This is a genomic window from Bradyrhizobium sp. Bra78, assembly GCF_024519855.1.
GTDB classification, from domain to species: domain Bacteria; phylum Pseudomonadota; class Alphaproteobacteria; order Rhizobiales; family Xanthobacteraceae; genus Bradyrhizobium; species Bradyrhizobium japonicum_G.
Genome location: NZ_JALJRE010000003.1, coordinates 521,636 through 537,520 on the forward strand (window position 1 = coordinate 521,636; position 15,885 = coordinate 537,520).

13 protein-coding genes are annotated in these 15,885 nt (G+C 64.1%); 8 read left to right on the top strand and 5 right to left on the bottom strand.

Annotated elements, in window-relative coordinates; all coding sequences use genetic code 11:
• Window positions 1–82 precede the first annotated feature (82 nt).
• The 5 genes from OC450_RS09785 to OC450_RS09805 all read left to right on the top strand — a co-directional run bounded on the left by OC450_RS09785 (window position 83) and on the right by OC450_RS09805 (window position 4,575).
• The gene (locus OC450_RS09785; protein WP_262047770.1) at window positions 83–1,702 is read left to right on the top strand and encodes a GMC family oxidoreductase; all 1,620 of its coding nucleotides are present in this window, start codon (window positions 83–85) and stop codon (window positions 1,700–1,702) included.
• A gap of 139 nt (window positions 1,703–1,841) precedes the next feature.
• Window positions 1,842–2,786, top strand: coding sequence for a metallophosphoesterase family protein (locus OC450_RS09790; RefSeq protein ID WP_211382862.1), 945 nt, complete (start codon window positions 1,842–1,844; stop codon window positions 2,784–2,786).
• A 25-nt stretch (window positions 2,787–2,811) separates the two neighbouring features.
• Window positions 2,812–3,135: a cupredoxin family copper-binding protein gene (locus tag OC450_RS09795; RefSeq protein WP_211382861.1), complete on the top strand. Its 324-nt coding sequence runs from the start codon at window positions 2,812–2,814 to the stop codon at window positions 3,133–3,135.
• Between the two features lie 127 nt (window positions 3,136–3,262).
• Window positions 3,263–3,811, top strand: a complete 549-nt coding sequence (locus OC450_RS09800; RefSeq protein WP_262047771.1) for a sigma-70 family RNA polymerase sigma factor — start codon at window positions 3,263–3,265, stop codon at window positions 3,809–3,811.
• Window positions 3,808–4,575 (top strand): anti-sigma factor family protein, encoded by a 768-nt coding sequence (locus OC450_RS09805; protein WP_256806371.1) that lies wholly within the window; start codon window positions 3,808–3,810, stop codon window positions 4,573–4,575. The genes OC450_RS09800 and OC450_RS09805 overlap by 4 nt, the downstream gene beginning before the upstream one ends.
• A 155-nt stretch (window positions 4,576–4,730) precedes the next feature.
• On the opposite strand, the gene hpnO is transcribed toward OC450_RS09805, so the two are convergent.
• A complete protein-coding gene (gene hpnO, locus OC450_RS09810) occupies window positions 4,731–6,122 on the bottom strand; it encodes an aminobacteriohopanetriol synthase HpnO (protein WP_256806372.1) in 1,392 nt (463 codons plus the stop codon).
• Between the two features lie 141 nt (window positions 6,123–6,263).
• On the opposite strand from hpnO, the gene OC450_RS09815 reads away from it, so the two are divergent.
• Window positions 6,264–6,896, top strand: coding sequence for a DUF2147 domain-containing protein (locus OC450_RS09815; RefSeq protein ID WP_256806373.1), 633 nt, complete (start codon window positions 6,264–6,266; stop codon window positions 6,894–6,896).
• Here OC450_RS09815 and OC450_RS09820 read toward each other — a convergent pair.
• Window positions 6,864–9,452 (bottom strand): MMPL family transporter, encoded by a 2,589-nt coding sequence (locus tag OC450_RS09820; protein WP_211382856.1) that lies wholly within the window; start codon window positions 9,450–9,452, stop codon window positions 6,864–6,866. The genes OC450_RS09815 and OC450_RS09820 overlap by 33 nt on opposite strands.
• 465 nt (window positions 9,453–9,917) lie before the next feature.
• On the opposite strand from OC450_RS09820, the gene ispH reads away from it, so the two are divergent.
• Together ispH and hpnH are read left to right on the top strand one after the other, a co-directional pair.
• The gene (ispH, locus tag OC450_RS09825) at window positions 9,918–10,844 is read left to right on the top strand and encodes a 4-hydroxy-3-methylbut-2-enyl diphosphate reductase (protein WP_211382855.1); all 927 of its coding nucleotides are present in this window, start codon (window positions 9,918–9,920) and stop codon (window positions 10,842–10,844) included.
• 35 nt (window positions 10,845–10,879) lie between these two features.
• Window positions 10,880–12,040 carry an adenosyl-hopene transferase HpnH gene (hpnH, locus tag OC450_RS09830; RefSeq protein ID WP_211382854.1) on the top strand — a complete coding sequence of 387 codons (1,161 nt, stop codon included), beginning with the start codon at window positions 10,880–10,882 and terminating at the stop codon, window positions 12,038–12,040.
• Between the two features lie 554 nt (window positions 12,041–12,594).
• Here the strand turns inward: hpnH and OC450_RS09835 are convergent.
• From OC450_RS09835 to shc, 3 genes are all read right to left on the bottom strand, one after another.
• Entirely contained in the window at window positions 12,595–12,798 is a 204-nt protein-coding gene (locus OC450_RS09835; protein ID WP_262047772.1) for a hypothetical protein, read from the bottom strand.
• A gap of 315 nt (window positions 12,799–13,113) precedes the next feature.
• Window positions 13,114–13,863 carry a phosphorylase gene (locus tag OC450_RS09840; RefSeq protein ID WP_262047773.1) on the bottom strand — a complete coding sequence of 250 codons (750 nt, stop codon included), beginning with the start codon at window positions 13,861–13,863 and terminating at the stop codon, window positions 13,114–13,116.
• Window positions 13,860–15,842 carry a squalene--hopene cyclase gene (gene shc, locus OC450_RS09845; RefSeq protein ID WP_262047774.1) on the bottom strand — a complete coding sequence of 661 codons (1,983 nt, stop codon included), beginning with the start codon at window positions 15,840–15,842 and terminating at the stop codon, window positions 13,860–13,862. Before shc ends, OC450_RS09840 begins: the two co-directional genes overlap by 4 nt.
• Window positions 15,843–15,885 lie beyond the last annotated feature (43 nt).

The window sequence follows — 15,885 nt, forward strand, 5'->3', positions numbered from 1 at the left end:
TCCGCGTCTGACTATTAGGACGGAAAGTGCGTGGATGCCCGGGACAAGCCCGGACATGATGCGCTTATTGGGTGGAAACAGAATGCCAAGCCGGCTCGAAGGTGAGTTTGACTACATTGTCGTCGGGGCAGGCACGGCGGGGTGCATCCTCGCCAACCGGCTCTCGGCCGATCCGAAAAACCGCGTCCTCATTCTCGAAGCCGGCGGCGACGACAACTGGATCTGGTTCCACATTCCGGTCGGCTATCTCTTCGCCATCGGCAATCCGCGCTCTGACTGGATGTTCAAGACCGAGGCCGAGCCGGGCCTGAACGGCCGCTCGCTTGCCTATCCCCGCGGCAAGGTGATCGGCGGCTGCTCCGCGATCAACGCCATGATCTCGATGCGAGGACAGGCCGCCGACTACGATCACTGGCGCCAGCTCGGCATGACCGGTTGGGGCTATGACGACGTGCTGCCGCTGTTCAGGCGGCTAGAGGATCACTTCCTCGGCGCCAGCGAACATCACGGCACGGGCGGCGGCTGGCGCATCGAGGCGCCGCGGCTGTCGTGGGACGTTCTCGATGCCGTCGGCGACGCCGCCGAGGAGATGGGCATCAAGCGCATCCCGGATTTCAACACGGGCGACAACGAAGGCACCAGCTATTTCCACGTCAACCAGAAGCGCGGCCGGCGCTGGTCGTCGGCCCGCGGCTTCCTCAAGCCCGCGCTGAACCGCCCCAACCTGCGGCTCGAGAAGCACGTGCTGGTCGAGCGCCTCATCATCGAGCAGGGTCGCGCCGTCGGCGTACGCTTCATCCAGAATGGCGAGGTCATGGAAGTGCGTGCAAAACGTGAGGTAATCCTCTCCGCGGGTGCGATCGGCTCGGTGCAGGTGCTGCATCGCTCCGGCATCGGGCCCGCCGACTGGCTGTCGCCGCTCGGGATCGACATCGTCATGGACAAGCCCGGTGTCGGTCGCAATCTTCAGGATCACCTCCAGCAGCGCGCGATCTACAAGGTCGACGGCGTGCGCACGTTGAACGAAACCTATTACAATCTGTTCCGCCGCGGCCTGATGGGGCTCGACTACGCCTTCCGCCGCCGCGGCCCGCTGACCATGGCGCCGTCGCAGCTCGGCATCTTCACACGCTCCGATGCGACTCGCGCGCGCGCCAATATCCAGTTCCACGTGCAGCCGCTGTCGCTCGACAAGTTCGGCGATCCCCTGCACCGCTTCCCGGCGATCACGGTCAGCGCCTGCAATCTCCAGCCGACCTCGCGCGGCACCGTGCGCCTGCGCGCAGCTAGCCCAGACGAAAAGCCGATCATCGCGCCGAACTATCTGTCGACCAACGACGACCGCCAGGTCGGCGCCGATGCCATCCGTACCACCCGCCGCCTGATGCAGCAGAAGGCGCTCGCAAAGTACCGCCCGAGCGAGTATCTGCCCGGCCCCTCCGTCGGCGATGACGACGCCTCGCTTGCCAAAGCCGCCGGCGATATCGGCACCACCATCTTCCATCCCGTCGGCACCGCGAAGATGGGCGCGGCAAACGATCCAATGGCGGTGGTCGACGAGCGCCTGCGCTTCTACGGGCTCGACGGCCTGCGTATCGTCGATGCCTCGATTATGCCAACCATCACCTCGGGCAACACCAACACGCCGACGGCGATGATTGCGGAGAAAGGCGCCGCGATGATTTTGGAGGATGCGCGTTGAACGCGTAGCCCAGTCTCGCAGCGAAATCCGGGCTCCGCTCCCACCACTTCACGAAAACGTCATCGCCTCCCGCGAATAAACCCACCCCTCCCTCAATCACCTCTCCGAAGCCCAATTCCGGGCGAAGTGGAGATACGCGATGAGCGGACACGATCACGGCGACGACGGCTTGAGTCGCCGCAAGGTGCTGGAATGCATGACCTGGGCCGGCACTGGCGTGCTCTGGACCATCACCGGCGGGGTGCCGCGCTCGCTCGGCATCATCGATTCCGCGCAAGCCGCGACCGCGGCCGCGCCCGGCATGACCTTCCTCCAGATCAGCGACAGCCATGTCGGCTTCGACAAGCCAGCCAATCCCAATGCGCTCGGCACGCTGGAGGAAGCCGTGGGCAAGATCAACGCGATGCCGGTCAAGCCGTCATTCATGATCCACACCGGTGACATCACGCACCTGTCGAAGGCCGCCGAGTTCGACAATGCCGAACGCATCATCTCGCAGAGCAAGCTCGACGTGCATTACGTGCCCGGCGAGCATGACTTCCTCGACGAGGAGGTGAAGTTCTATCGCGAGCGCTACGGCCGCGGCACCAAGGGTGCGGGCTGGTACTCCTTCGACGCCGGCGGCGTGCACTTCATCGGCCTCGTCAACGTCGTCGATCTCAAGGCCGGCGGCCTCGGCAATCTCGGCGCCGAGCAGCTCGCCTGGCTCGAAGACGATCTGCGGGGCAAGTCGAAATCCACCCCGATCGTGCTGTTCGCCCACATCCCGCTCTGGACGGTCTATCCCGAATGGGGCTGGGGCACCGAGGACGGCGGCCGCGCATTGGAACAGGTGAAAGGCTTCGGTTCGGTCACCGTGCTGAACGGCCACATCCATCAAGTGATGCAGAAGGTCGAGGGCAACGTGACCTTCCACACCGCGCGCTCAACGGCCTTCCCGCAGCCGGCGCCCGGGGCGGCTCCCTCGCCCGGGCCGATGAAGGTCGAGGACGCCAGGCTCCGCTCGATGCTCGGCGTTGCCAGCGTCAACTTCAAGCAGAACGAGCAGCGGCTCGCGATCATCGACACGCCGCTGCAGGGCTGAGTCCAGGGCTGAACGGAAGCTGACAATGAAGACACTCAATCGCCGCGACTTCGGTGTCGCTGTGGCCGCGGCCATCCTGTTGCCCGCAACAGCTGCCCGTGCCGACGACATGGACGTGCATATCGACAATTTCGTTTTCCAGCCGGCCGAACTCAAGATCAAGGTCGGCACCACCGTGACCTGGACCAACCGGGACGACATTCCCCACACCGTGGTGTCGGCCGGCAAGTTCAGGTCCAAGACCCTGGACACCGACGACAAGTTCTCGTTCACCTTCACCAATGCGGGCGACTACAAGTATTTTTGTTCGCTGCACCCGCACATGACGGGGATGATCAAGGTTGAGTAACATCTCAAACCAAGGCATCAACGTCCTGCCCGGCCGGTGGTCCCACGCCGGCCGGGCGCGTGTGCCTTCGGTCACGCTCAGGGACGAAACAACGCGACGAGCAGAACAAGAGGCAAAGCGAGGAGCGATGCCCGCCAACGAAGATTTGCAGAAGGCGCAGCGCTTCCGCGAGGCGGCGCTGCCCTATCTCGACGACGTCTACACGCTCGCGCGCTATCTGCTGCGCGATACCTCCGACGCCGAAGATGCGGTGCAGGAGTGCTATCTGCGCGCGCTGAAGCACTTTGACAGCTATCGTGGGCCGGCGATGAAGCCCTGGCTGTTCGCGATCCTGCGCAACGTCTGCAACGCGGAATATGCGCGGCGCGCGCACAGGCCCAGCGCGATCGAGGATATGCCCGGTGCCGCCGAGCAGACGCCGATATGGCAGGAGACCGAGGCAAGCCCGGAAACCGAAGTGCTGCGCAGCCGCGATGCCGGCACGATCCGCAAATTGATCGACGCGCTGGCCGAGCCGTTCAAGGAGACATTCGTGCTGCGCGAGATCAACAACCTGTCCTATCGTGAAATCGCCGAGGCAGTCGGCGCGCCCGTCGGCACCGTGATGTCCCGCCTCGCCCGCGCCCGCGCCATGCTGCGCGCGGCCTGGACGGCGGAAGAGGAGCAAGCAAGATGAATTGCGACGAAGCAAGGATCCTGCTTCACGCGCTGCTCGACAACGAGCTCGATGCCGGCCACGCGCGCGAGGTCGAAGCACATGTCGCCAGCTGCCCGGCCTGCGCCGCCGAGCTCGCAGCACAGCGCGACATGCAGCGCGTGCTCGCCGATACGAATTTACGCTACGCCGCACCCGCGAGCCTGCGCGCCCGCATCGAGGCCTCGATGCCGCAGCCTGAGCGCCGTCAGCCGACCCGCCGCTCCGTGCTGCGCGGCTTTGCGATGGGTTCGGCGGTCTCCGCGCTCGCCGCCTCCGGCGTCTTCGCCGTGGTGTTGCGCCAGGACGACCAGCAGCGCATCCTGTCGGAAGTCGTCTCCGCGCATCTGCGCTCGCTCCAGGCCGGTCATCTCATCGACGTGGTTTCCACGGACCAGCACACAGTCAAGCCGTGGTTCAACGGCAAGCTCGATGTCGCCCCGCCCGTGATCGATCTCACCGCGCAGGGCTTTACGCTTGTCGGCGGCCGGCTCGACTATATCGACGCCCGCGCCATCGGCGCCGTCGTCTACAAGCGCCGGCAGCACGTGATCAACCTGTTCGTATCGCAGACCTCGAGCACCGAACACCGGCCGCCGAAGACCCAGACCATGCAGGGCTTCAACTGCCGCCGCTGGGGCGAGCGCGGCCTGAACTTCTGGGCCGTCAGCGACATCGGCAACGACGAACTCGCCGAGTTCGTCGACAAGTTCGACGCGGCGATGAAGGCGAATGTGGAGGGATAGCTCTACCCCACAACATCATTGCGAGGAGCGAAGCGACGAAGCAATCCAGGCTGCCTCCGCGAACAGAGTCTGGATTGCTTCCGCCTTCGCCAAAGGCTTCGGCGGACAAGTCGCTTCGCTCGCAATGACGATTGCGGAAACGTCTCGGCAAAAAATCAGGCCGAACGTCTCACCGCGTTGTCCACCAGCGTCTTGCCGAGCGACCAGATCGCGCCGGGGACCTTGTGGCTGCCGGCGATGACGTCGTCGAAGGCGCGCTCGATCCAGCCGCAATCTTCCTCGGTGATGGTCAGCGGCGGCAACAGCTTGATGGTATGGCTGCCGTGACCGGCCACCTGGGTCAGGATCTTGTGATCCTTGAACAGCGGCACGGTGATGAGCTGGCAGAACAGGCCCTTGTTGGCGGCCTCCAGCACGTTCCAGGAAGCCCGCAGCCTCAGCGATTTCGGCGGGCCGAACTCGACGCCGATCATCAGGCCCTTGCCGCGCACTTCCTTCATCAGCTCGTAGCCGGGCACCATGCGCGTCAGCGCCAGGCGCAGCTCGGCGCCGCGCTTGGCGGCGGACTCGATCAGCTTCTCGGATTCCATGACGTCGAGCGTGGCGATGCCGGCGGCCATCGCGAGGTCGTTCTTGGAGAAGGTGGAGCCGTGCACAACCGCGCGGTCCATCTGATTAAAAATCTTGTCGAAGATGCTCTTGCGCGTCAGTACCGCGCCGACCGGCACGTGGCCGCCGGACAGCGACTTCGACAGCAGCACCATGTCGGGCTCGACGTTCCAGTGCTCGACCGCGAGGAAGCGGCCGGTACGGCCCATGCCGGTCTGGATCTCGTCGGCGACGAACAGCGTGCCGTATTTCTTGCAGAGCGCCGCCGCCCCCGGCAGGAAATCGTCGGTGGGCATGTTGACGCCCTTGCCCTGGATCGGCTCGACGACGAAGGCTGCGACTTCGCGCGAGGCCAGCGCCTTTTCCAGCGCGGCCAGATCGTTGAACGGGATCGAGGTGCAGCCCGGCAGCAGCGGCTCGAAGCCGGTGCGGAAGTTCGAATCCCCAGTCAGCGACAGCGCGCCATAGGTCAGGCCATGATAGCCGTGGGCGCAATAGACGATGCCGGGCCGGCCGGTGGCGCCGCGGGCGAACTTGATCGCGGCTTCGACGCATTCGGCGCCGGAATTGGCGAAGAACGCCTTGTCGAGATAGGGGACGTACTTCAGAAGCCGCTCGGCGAGCACGCCGGCGAGCACCGAGACGTCGAACTGGACGAGGTTGGGCAGGTCGGCATCGAGCACGCTCTTGAGCGCCTCGCGCATGACGGGATGATTACGCCCGATCGCAAACACGCCAAAGCCGGACAACAGGTCGAGATAGCGTGCCCCGTCGCGGTCGTAGAGGTACTGCCCCTGCCCCTTCTGGAAGCCGACGTCGTAACCGATGGTCTTGAGGACCCGAACGAACTGCTCGTTCAGATGCCGATTATGCAGGGCGCTGCGCTGGGCCTGACGGTCCGCGAATAGCTGAGACATGTCTGGATTTGGGCTGGGCATCCGCTACATACTTCGGTTGAGGGCAGTCTCGTCAACTGAAAAGGGACCGTTGCTGAAAACGGTCTGTGCGGCCTTTTGCCCTTTTTCGGACCATCTTCGCAAGCACAGCTTTAGGACATGTTGCACTGCCAAGGAACTATCATGCGTTTAGCCCTTTACACCGGACTAATACTGGTTGGCGGTTTCACCGGCCTGACCCCGGCGCTCGCCGCCGATCCTACCGGCGACTGGCGGGTCGCCGACGGCGTCGCCAACATTCGTGTCGCCCAATGCAATGGCAGCATGTGGGGCGCGGTTTCCTGGGAGAAACAGCCAGGCGGCCGCGACGAGAACAACCCGGATGCCTCGAAAAAGAACAGGCCGACGCTGGGCATGCCGACCTTGATCGACATGAAGAAGAAGCCCGGCGTCGATCAGTGGGAAGGACAGGTCTACAACGCCAAGGACGGCCAGCTCTACAGCGCAACCATCACGCCGGCCGGGACCGATCAGCTCGAGATCAAGGGCTGCGTGATGGGCTTCCTCTGCGGCGGCGAGACCTGGACCCGGGTCGGGCCGCCGATTCCCCTGAGCCCCGCCAACGCCATGGCCAAGGGTATGCCGAAGTCCACCGGCGCGGCGCCGAAAGCCCAGGCAACGACGGGTGCCATGGCCGCGGCGCCTGCGTCAGCAGCCCCGAAGGCCGCCGGCGCAGCCAAGCCCGGTCAGAAGAGTGCCCCCGACCCGGTCGGCGACATCTGCCTACTCCCTGAGATTGCGGGGTTTGCCCATTAGGGCCGGCTGGAACAGCAGCACTGCGGCAAGCGTCGTCACCAGCGAGAGAGCGAGCAGCTTGCCCATGCTGGACGTTCCAGGATGGCTCGACAGCCACAGACTGCCGAACGCGGTCGCCGTCGTCAGCGCGCTGAAAAAGATCGCGCGTGTCAGGCTGGTCTGGAGCAGGTTTGTCCTGCCCGAGCGCCAGGCCACGACATAATAGATCTTGAAGGCGACGCCGACGCCGAGCAGCAGCGGAAACGCGACGATATTGGCGAAGTTGAGCGGCAGGCCGATCAGCACGCAGATCTCGAGCGTCACCGCGCCGGCGACCAGGAGCGGCACCAGCGTCATCAGCACGTCAACGAACCTGCGCAGCGTGATCCACAGCAACAGGCCGATCACCAGCAGGGCATAGATGCCGGCATGGATGAACGCCCTCACCACGGTGTCGCCGGATTTCAGGATCGAGACCGGCCCGCCGATCGCGGTCGGCTCGGCAACGAGCACTGCCGCCGCAAATTTGCGCAGCGTGTCGTTGTCGTTGGGATCGCCTTTGGGCAGCGCCTCGACGCGGATGATGCCGTCCTTGCTCTTCCAGGCGTTGACGAGGTCGGGCGGCAATGACTTCAGGGTCACCGTGTCGGCCTGCATCGCATTCCTGAGCTGGTCGAACGCGATCTTCAGCGGCGTGATGAACACGTCCTGCGCCTTGTTGCGCGTGGCCTCGTCGCCATTGGCGAGCTTTTCGAGCGCGTCCGCCAGCCGGCGCGAGGCGACCGCACCCGCGCCCTTCGCATCACCCGCGGTGCGGCGCAGATTGTCGACCGAGGATTTCAGCGCATCGACGTTTTCCTGGTCCGAAGGCGCAGCGTCGATCTGGTCGGGATTGAGCGCGGGGTTCAGCACCTTGGCGCCCTGCGCAAGCAGCTTCAGCTTCGGCGGCTGGTCCTCCGGCACGAAGCTGTTGAGCGACATCACCCGCAGCACCTCGGGGACCTTCTCCAGCTTCGTCTCGACCTGCCTCGCCTGCTCCTCGGACGTTGTCATCACGTTGATAGCGTTGGCGCCGGTGTTGGGATCCTTGCGCAGGTCGAGGAAAGTCGCGATCGATTCGGCCTTCGGGTTGCGCAGGTTCATCGGGTTGAAGTCGAACTTCATGAAGTAGAGCAGCGGCAGGCCGGCGACCGCCAGCAGCAGCGTGCCGCCCACCACCAGCACGCGGTGCTTTTCCAGAAAATAGTCGAGCGGCGCCAGGAAGGCGTAACCGACCGGCTCCTTCTCGCCGGGCGGATTCAACAGCTTCAGCAGCGCCGGGAGGATGGTGATCGAGGAGACGAAGGCGACCAGCATGCCGACGCCCGCGATCTGGCCGAGTTCGGCAATACCCTTGTAGTCGGTCGGGATGAAGCAGAGGAAGCCGGCCGCGGTCGCCATCGCCGCCAGCGACAACGGGATCGCCGAGCGCTTGGCCGCCAGCACCAGCGCGCCCGAGAGATCGTTGTGCTTGTAGCGCTCCGAACGGTAGCGGACGCTGTACTGGATGCCGAAGTCGACGCCGAGGCCGACGAACAGCACCGCGAATGCGATCGACAAGAGATTGAGCGAGCCGACCATCATCAGGCCGGCTGCGGTCGTCAAGGCAAGGCCCACGAAGAGATTGATAAACACCGCGAAGATGATCTTCGCCGAATGCAGCGCCAGCCACAGGATCAGGAGCACGACGAGAACCGTGCCGATGCCGTTGACGACGGCGCCTTCCTGCACGGTGGCGTATTCCTCGTTGGCGATCGGGACCGGACCGGTCAGCCGCACCCGCGCCTGGTATTTGGTCGGAAAATCGAGATCGATCGCGGCCTTGCGGATCGCGTCGGTGGCGCCCTTGCCGGGCTCCAGCGCGTTGTAGTCGAGGACCGGTTTGAATTCGATGAAGGCACGCTTGTCCGAATCCGTCAGCGGCTCGTCGCTGACGAGCTCGCGCCAGGAGAAGCTCGCATTGCCCTTGTTGAGCACGGTCTCGACCGTCTGCGCGATCAGGTTGAAGGGTCGCTCGGTATTGTCGAGCTTGACCTGGCCGCGCTTGACGCCGGCGAGTCCCGTTTCAAGGGCACCGGTCAGGCCGCGGATCGAGGGATCGCCCGCCATGATCTCGATGAGGGGCGCTGCGGATTGGAACTGGCCGGTGATCTTGCTGACTTCCTCGGTCGGCAGGAACAACAGGCCGTTCTTCTCGAAAAACTCGCCGGTGCCGAGTTGCTGCATCGACTGGAAGTTGGTCTTGTCGTCCTTCAGCTTGGCAAAGAGCGCGTCCGAAGCCGCGGTCGCCATCTCCGGCGTCTTGGCCTCGACGACCGCCGTAATCGTCGCATCGCGGTCGAAGGCGCGATCGAACTGCTGGTCGCGCTGGCGCCAGTCCAGATTCTGGGCAATCAGCGAATTGATGTCGGTATTGATGGCGAAGTGCTGGGACGTGTAGTAGCCCGCCCCCACCGCCAGCAGGAGCCCGAGAATGACGACGAGGGAGGCAAACCGGGTGCAGGCCCTGACGACGGCAACGACTACGCTTTGCAGCACTTCTTTTCTTTCTGCGGTTAACGGCTTGCCGGAAACGCCCGCTGTTTATCGGAGTTCCCGGGCGAAACCTATTGCTGTTTTGAGTGGTTCTCGCCGCAAGGAGGTTCGAGGTAAACAGCGACAGACTGCGGCAAAATCATGCGGGTCGGTCGGTATAGCCGGTCAGTTGAGGCGGGAACGTGACGAAGGAGTGGGCACAAATGACGCCCATTTGCTCACGGAGATGCCCTCTACTATGATACCGATAAATTGATCCAGCAGGGAACCAAAGTTCATTCGGTCTTTCCTTGCTGCCGATTTTTTGACACAAAGTATTGCGCCTCCATGCACCGGAGCCCCGACAGGGGTGGGCAGTTACCGCGTGCGAGAAGCCGATGGTGCGGATATTGCAACTCATTGGTCAGTATCGGGGTGCCGCCGGGGACTTGAGAAGCGGATTGGTGCAACTTGCGTGATGGGCGTCCAATGGAAGTTTATCTGGCGCAACCGCGCGGTTTCTGCGCGGGCGTGGTGCGTGCGATCGAGATCGTGGAACGGGCGCTGGAGAAGTACGGCCCGCCCGTCTACGTGCGCCATGAGATCGTGCACAACAAGTACGTCGTCGAGAGCCTGAAGAACAAGGGCGCGATCTTCGTCGAGGAGCTGTCCGAGGTTCCGCCGAAGGCGGTGACCGTGTTCAGCGCCCATGGTGTCGCCCGCAGCGTCGAGGAAGAGGCCGCCGCGCGCGACCTTCCGGTGCTCAATGCCACCTGTCCCCTGGTCACGAAAGTTCACAATCAGGGGAAGCGCTACATCACCAAGGGCCGTACCCTGATCCTGATCGGCCATGCCGGCCACCCCGAGGTCGAGGGCACGATGGGCCAGGTTCCCGCCTCCGTGCTGCTGGTCCAGAGCGTCGAAGAGGTTAACGCCTTGACGCTGCAGGCGGATACGCCAGTGGCCTACATTACCCAGACCACCCTGTCGGTCGACGACACAAGGGACATCATTGCGGCCCTCCAGGCCCGCTTTACAGATATTCAAGGCCCGGATATCCGGGATATCTGCTATGCGACACAGAACCGCCAATCTGCGGTAAGGGACTTGAGCAAGCTGGTCGACGTGATCTTGGTGGTGGGCGCTGCCAACAGCTCGAACTCGAACCGGCTCCGCGAAATCGGCACTGAAGCCGGTGTCGCGAGTTATTTGATTGCCGACGGCAGCAAGCTCAATCCGGAGTGGTTGAAAGATGCCAGGACCGTCGGCGTCACGGCCGGCGCCTCGGCGCCCGAGGTACTCGTGGATGACGTGATCGAAGCGATGCGGCGGATCGGACCGGTCAAGGTCCAGGTGCTGCCGGGCCGCGAGGAAAACATCGAATTCCGGCTTCCGGCCCAATTGGCTGCGAGCTGACCCACCCCAATTCCAAGCCCAGAAAGAAACTCGTAATGGCTATCCCCTTCTTCAAGGAAATGCGTATCGGCGGCTATTTGCTCAAGCAGAAACTGCTTGGCCGCAAACGCTATCCGCTCGTGCTGATGCTGGAGCCGCTGTTCCGCTGCAACCTCGCCTGCGTCGGCTGCGGCAAGATCGACTATCCCGATGCGATCCTGAACCGCCGCATGACGGCGCAGGAGTGCTGGGACGCCGCCGACGAATGCGGCGCGCCGATGGTGGCGATTCCCGGCGGCGAGCCACTGATCCACAAGGAGATCGGCGAGATCGTGCGCGGCCTCGTCGCGCGCAAGAAGTTCGTCTCGCTCTGCACCAACGCGCTGCTGCTCGAGAAGAAGCTCGACCTGTTCGAGCCCTCGCCCTACCTGTTCTTCTCGGTGCATCTGGACGGCCTGAAGGAGCATCACGACAAGGCCGTGTCGCAGAAGGGCGTGTTCGACCGCGCGGTCTCCGCGATCAAGGCGGCCAAGGCGCGCGGCTTCACCGTCAACGTCAACGCCACCATCTTCGACGGCCATCCGGCCGAGGAGATCGCGAAGTTCTTGGACCTCACCGTCGAGCTCGGCGTCGGCGTCTCGATGTCGCCCGGCTACGCCTATGAGCGCGCGCCGGACCAGGAGCACTTTCTCAACCGCACCAAGACCAAGAAGCTGTTCCGCGACGTCTTTGCGATGGGCAAGGGCAAGAAGTGGAACTTCATGCATTCCGGCCTGTTCCTCGACTTCCTCGCCGGCAACCAGGAATACGAGTGCACGCCGTGGGGCATGCCCGCGCGCAACATTTTTGGTTGGCAGAAGCCCTGCTACCTGCTCGGTGAAGGCTACGCAAAAACCTTCAAGGAGCTGATGGACACCACCGACTGGGAAACCTACGGCACCGGCAAGTACGAGAAGTGCGCCGACTGCATGGCCCATTGCGGCTACGAGCCGACCGCGGCGACCGCAGCCCTCAACAACCCGATCAAGGCGATGTGGGTGTCGCTGCGCGGCATCAGGACCACCGGCCCGATGGCGCCGGAGATCGACATGAGCAAGCAGCGTCCGGCGCAGTACATCTTCTCGGCCGAAGTGCAGAAGCGCCTGTCGGAGATCCGCAAGGACGAGGCCGACGCCGCGCAGGAGAAGGCCGCGCGGAAGGCTTCGACCGCCGCGTAATCGGACGCAATCAACTCTCACGACGAAGGCCCGGCCGCGATCGCGACCGGGCCTTTTCTTTGCGCCGTTGTGCCGCCAGAGGAGCGGCCCGTGTCCCGGACGCTCTGCAGCGCTCTTTGCGTTGCTGCGCAGAGCCGGGACCCAGCAGCCACGCGCCGTGTCGATAAATGGGCCCCGGCTCTGCAGCGCACCGCTGAAGAAGCGCTGCGCTGCGTCCGGGGTACGAGGCGCGAGTGTGTTGCTCGCTCTCTCCACGTCGTCATTGCGAGGAGCTCTTGCGACGAAGCAATCCAAAATCCTTCCGCGGAAAGATTCTGGATTGCTTCGCTGCGCTCGCAATTGTGCAAGTCCACTAATTCGCTGATCGATGCGCGTGCCGGTCGGCCGCCGCATCACCGCGAAGTTTGACGCCAGAACCCCGGGCGTCGGGACCACACGACTTCTCCGTCCGCGGACGGTTTGACCTGATCGCCGGGAGCTCGCGTGTGCTCACCTCCGACGACGGCCGAAACCGCTGTGACCGCGCCGTGTCGTATCGCGTCGCGCCTGACTCACTAAAGACTCCAGTCGCCTGCGACTGCCTTCGAAAATACCGGACGATCGCTTCGCGATCTGGCCTTGTCAAAATGAAAGCCAAATGTTGCCGCATCGCGTTCCATAATGGCTTTGAAAAACGAGTAACGCTCTCCTTCGTCAAACGAGTGTCCTTTCCCTCGCACCATTTCACTTGCGTGGATATCGGCCTCGTTTTCAGCCAATTTCCTCTCGCATCTCCACATATCCTGTAGCTGTCTTTCGTGATCGGACCTCCGCATGACACTGTCTTGAACGAGTCTTCTTCGGCACGGATCGTCCTCATCCTAAGGGACAAATACCGCTGGTGAATTACGGTGACAGAATTACGGTGACAGTGCTGGACCGCCCCCTTAAGTGAGCCAACGGTAATTGCAGTGACCGTGCTGGGTGATGAACCCGGATTGCGGTCCGCTCCATCCAAGCTCTACCGGTCGAAAAGAAAAGGCCCGGTCACCATCGCGACCGGGCCTTTTCTTTTGTCAGCTCGAGGAAACCGCTCAGGCCGTCTCGGACACCAGCGCCTCGCTGCCCACGAGCTCCGTCCCGATCAGGAAGTCGCGGCAGCCGCGCAGCGAGCGCAGCGCGCGGTTGAAGTCGATGCCGGTCGAGACCAGTCCATGCAGCGCGGCCGGATTGCGGACGATGCCGCGCAGCACGGCGGCAAGGTCGATCTGGCCGTTCGGCTTGATGGCGGCGCGGGCGAGCGCGGGCAGCGCGCGGTGGGCGGGATCGCTGATGACGCGGACCGCGGCAAAGGGCAGCCCGGCCTCGGCGGCGTACGCGGCCGCGATGTGGCTTTCCATGTCGACGGCGGCCGCTCCCGTCTCCGAATGCAGCGCCGCCTTGCAGGAGCGCCCGGTGACCACTTCCTCGGCGCCGGCAAGGCTGCCGCGCACCACGCGGCGACGTCCCGACGTCAGGCGGTCGATCAAATCGTCGCCGAGCGACAGGCCGGCGGCCCAGCGGGTGTCGCCTGAAAGCACCTCGGTCGCCAGCACGACGTCGCCGGAGCGCAAGGTCGGGTCGAGCCCGCCGGCCACGCCGAACGAGATCACGCCGCGAATCGTCTCGGGGTCCACCACGGTCAGCAGCGCCCGCAACTGGGTCGGGCTGCTGGACGAGCAGATGACCGCCATTCCGGGCCCGGCCGCGATGCGGGCCTCCTGAACCAGACCGGTCACAATGAGTATCGGTCGCGGATCAATGGCATTGCCCGCGGTAAGATAGTCCCCCATCCCCAAAGTCACATTCCGACCCCTACCACCCTGCTGTTGGTGTTCCGCAAGTTCCGATACCGCGCCAACGCCCACAGCGGGAAGAACTTTGGGTAACCATGATAACGTAGATAGAATACACGGGGAAAGCCCGTGGCGGTGTACCGCTGCTCGTCCCACAGTCCTTTTTCGTTCTGTGTTGCAATCAGGTACTCCACCCCGCGGGCGACGGCCGGGTGATCAACCTCGCCTGCAGCCATCAGGGCAAGCAAGGCCCATGCCGTTTGCGAGGCGGTCGAGGGGGCGGCTTCCCATCCCCGGTAGTCCAGGCGATAGCTGACGGCGTCCTCGCCCCAGCCCCCGTCCTTGTTCTGGATCGAGGCCAGCCAGGCGGCGGCCTTGCGCATCATCGGGTCGTCGTGGCTGACGCCGGCCATGTTCAGGGCGCAGAGCACCGACCAGGTTCCATAGATGAAGTTCATGCCCCAGCGGCCGTACCAGGACCCTTCCGGGTGCTGGGTCTTGCGGAGGTAGGCAACGCCCTCGGCGACGTGCTTGCTGGTCCTGGCGGTCTCGCCGAGCTGGGCCAGCATCGAGATGCAGCGGGCGGTGACGTCCTCGGTCGGCGGGTCGAGCAGCGCGCCATGGTCGGAAAACGGGATGTTGTTCAGGTAATATTCGAGGTTGTTCACGTCGAAGGCGGCCCAGCCGCCGTCGTCGCTCTGCATCCCCTCGATCCACTCCCGGCCGCGGTCGATCGCGGCGTCATAGCCGGTCACGCCGTGCTCCCGGCGCATCCGGTCCATCGACATCACCACCACGGCGGTGTCGTCGAGGTCGGGGTAATGGGCATTGTTGTACTGGAAGGCCCAGCCGCCCGGGCGCACGTCGGGCCGCTTCACCGCCCAGTCGCCCTTCACCTCGAGCTCCTGCTTCGGGATCAGCCAGTCGAGGCCCTGCCTGGCCGCCGGCACCGCCTTGTCGCCGCCGGCCTCGAGCAGCGCGTGGGCGGTCAGCGTCGTGTCCCACACCGGCGAGACGCAGGGCTGGCAATAGGCTTCGTCGTCCTTGATCACGAGCAGCTTGTCGATGCCCCGGCGCGTGACCGCGCGGGGCGGAAAATTCTCGTCCTTGCCGAGCGCGTCGTACATCATGACGATGTTGGCCATGGGCGGATAGATCGCGCCCATGCCGTCCTCGCCGTTGAGGCGCTCCTCGGTGAAGGCGAGTGCCGCGTCGATCGCGCGCTTGCGCAGGCTCTTCGGAAACATCGGCTCGACCACGCGCAGGATGCCGTCGAGCGCGCGAAACAGCACGAACCAGGCCATGCTCTGGTGCGGCGCCTTGGCGGTCATGCCGATCGAACGCGGATCCTGCAGGAACAATTCGTCGATGCCGACGCTCTTCGGATTCTTCGCGCGCGGCTTGAGCGCAGCGAGAACCATCAGCGGCACCATGGTGGTGCGCGCCCAGTAGGAGATCTTATTGAGGTGGAACGGCGACCAGAACGGCAGCAGAACGATCTCGATCGGCAGCACCGGTACCGCGCGCCAGGTCACCACGCCGAACATCGCCAGCATGAAGCGCGTGAAGACATTGCTGTTGATGGCGCCGCCGCGTGCGTGCATCGCCTCGCGCGCGCGCACCATGTGCGGCGCGTCGACGGAATCGCCGATCATCTTCAGCGCGAAATAGGCCTTCACGCTGGCGCTCATGTCGAACTCGCCGTCATGCACCAGCGGCCAGCCGCCATGGGCGCCCTGGATGCGGCGCAGATAGTTGCCGATCTTGGCTTCGAGCGCGGTATCGACGGGCTCGGCGAGGTAATGGCGCAGCAGGATGTATTCGGCCGGAATCGTGCAGTCGGCCTCGAGCTCGAACACCCAATGGCCGTCCGGTTGCTGGAAGCCGATGACGCCTTCCGTGGCCGACGCAATGCTCGATTCCAAGGTCCTTGATTCCAGGATCCCGGGTTCTTGGGCTTCGCGGCTGGTTGCGTTCACGGAATCCATCTCGCTCGATTGCTCCGATAGTCGATTGAAATTGACCGGGACA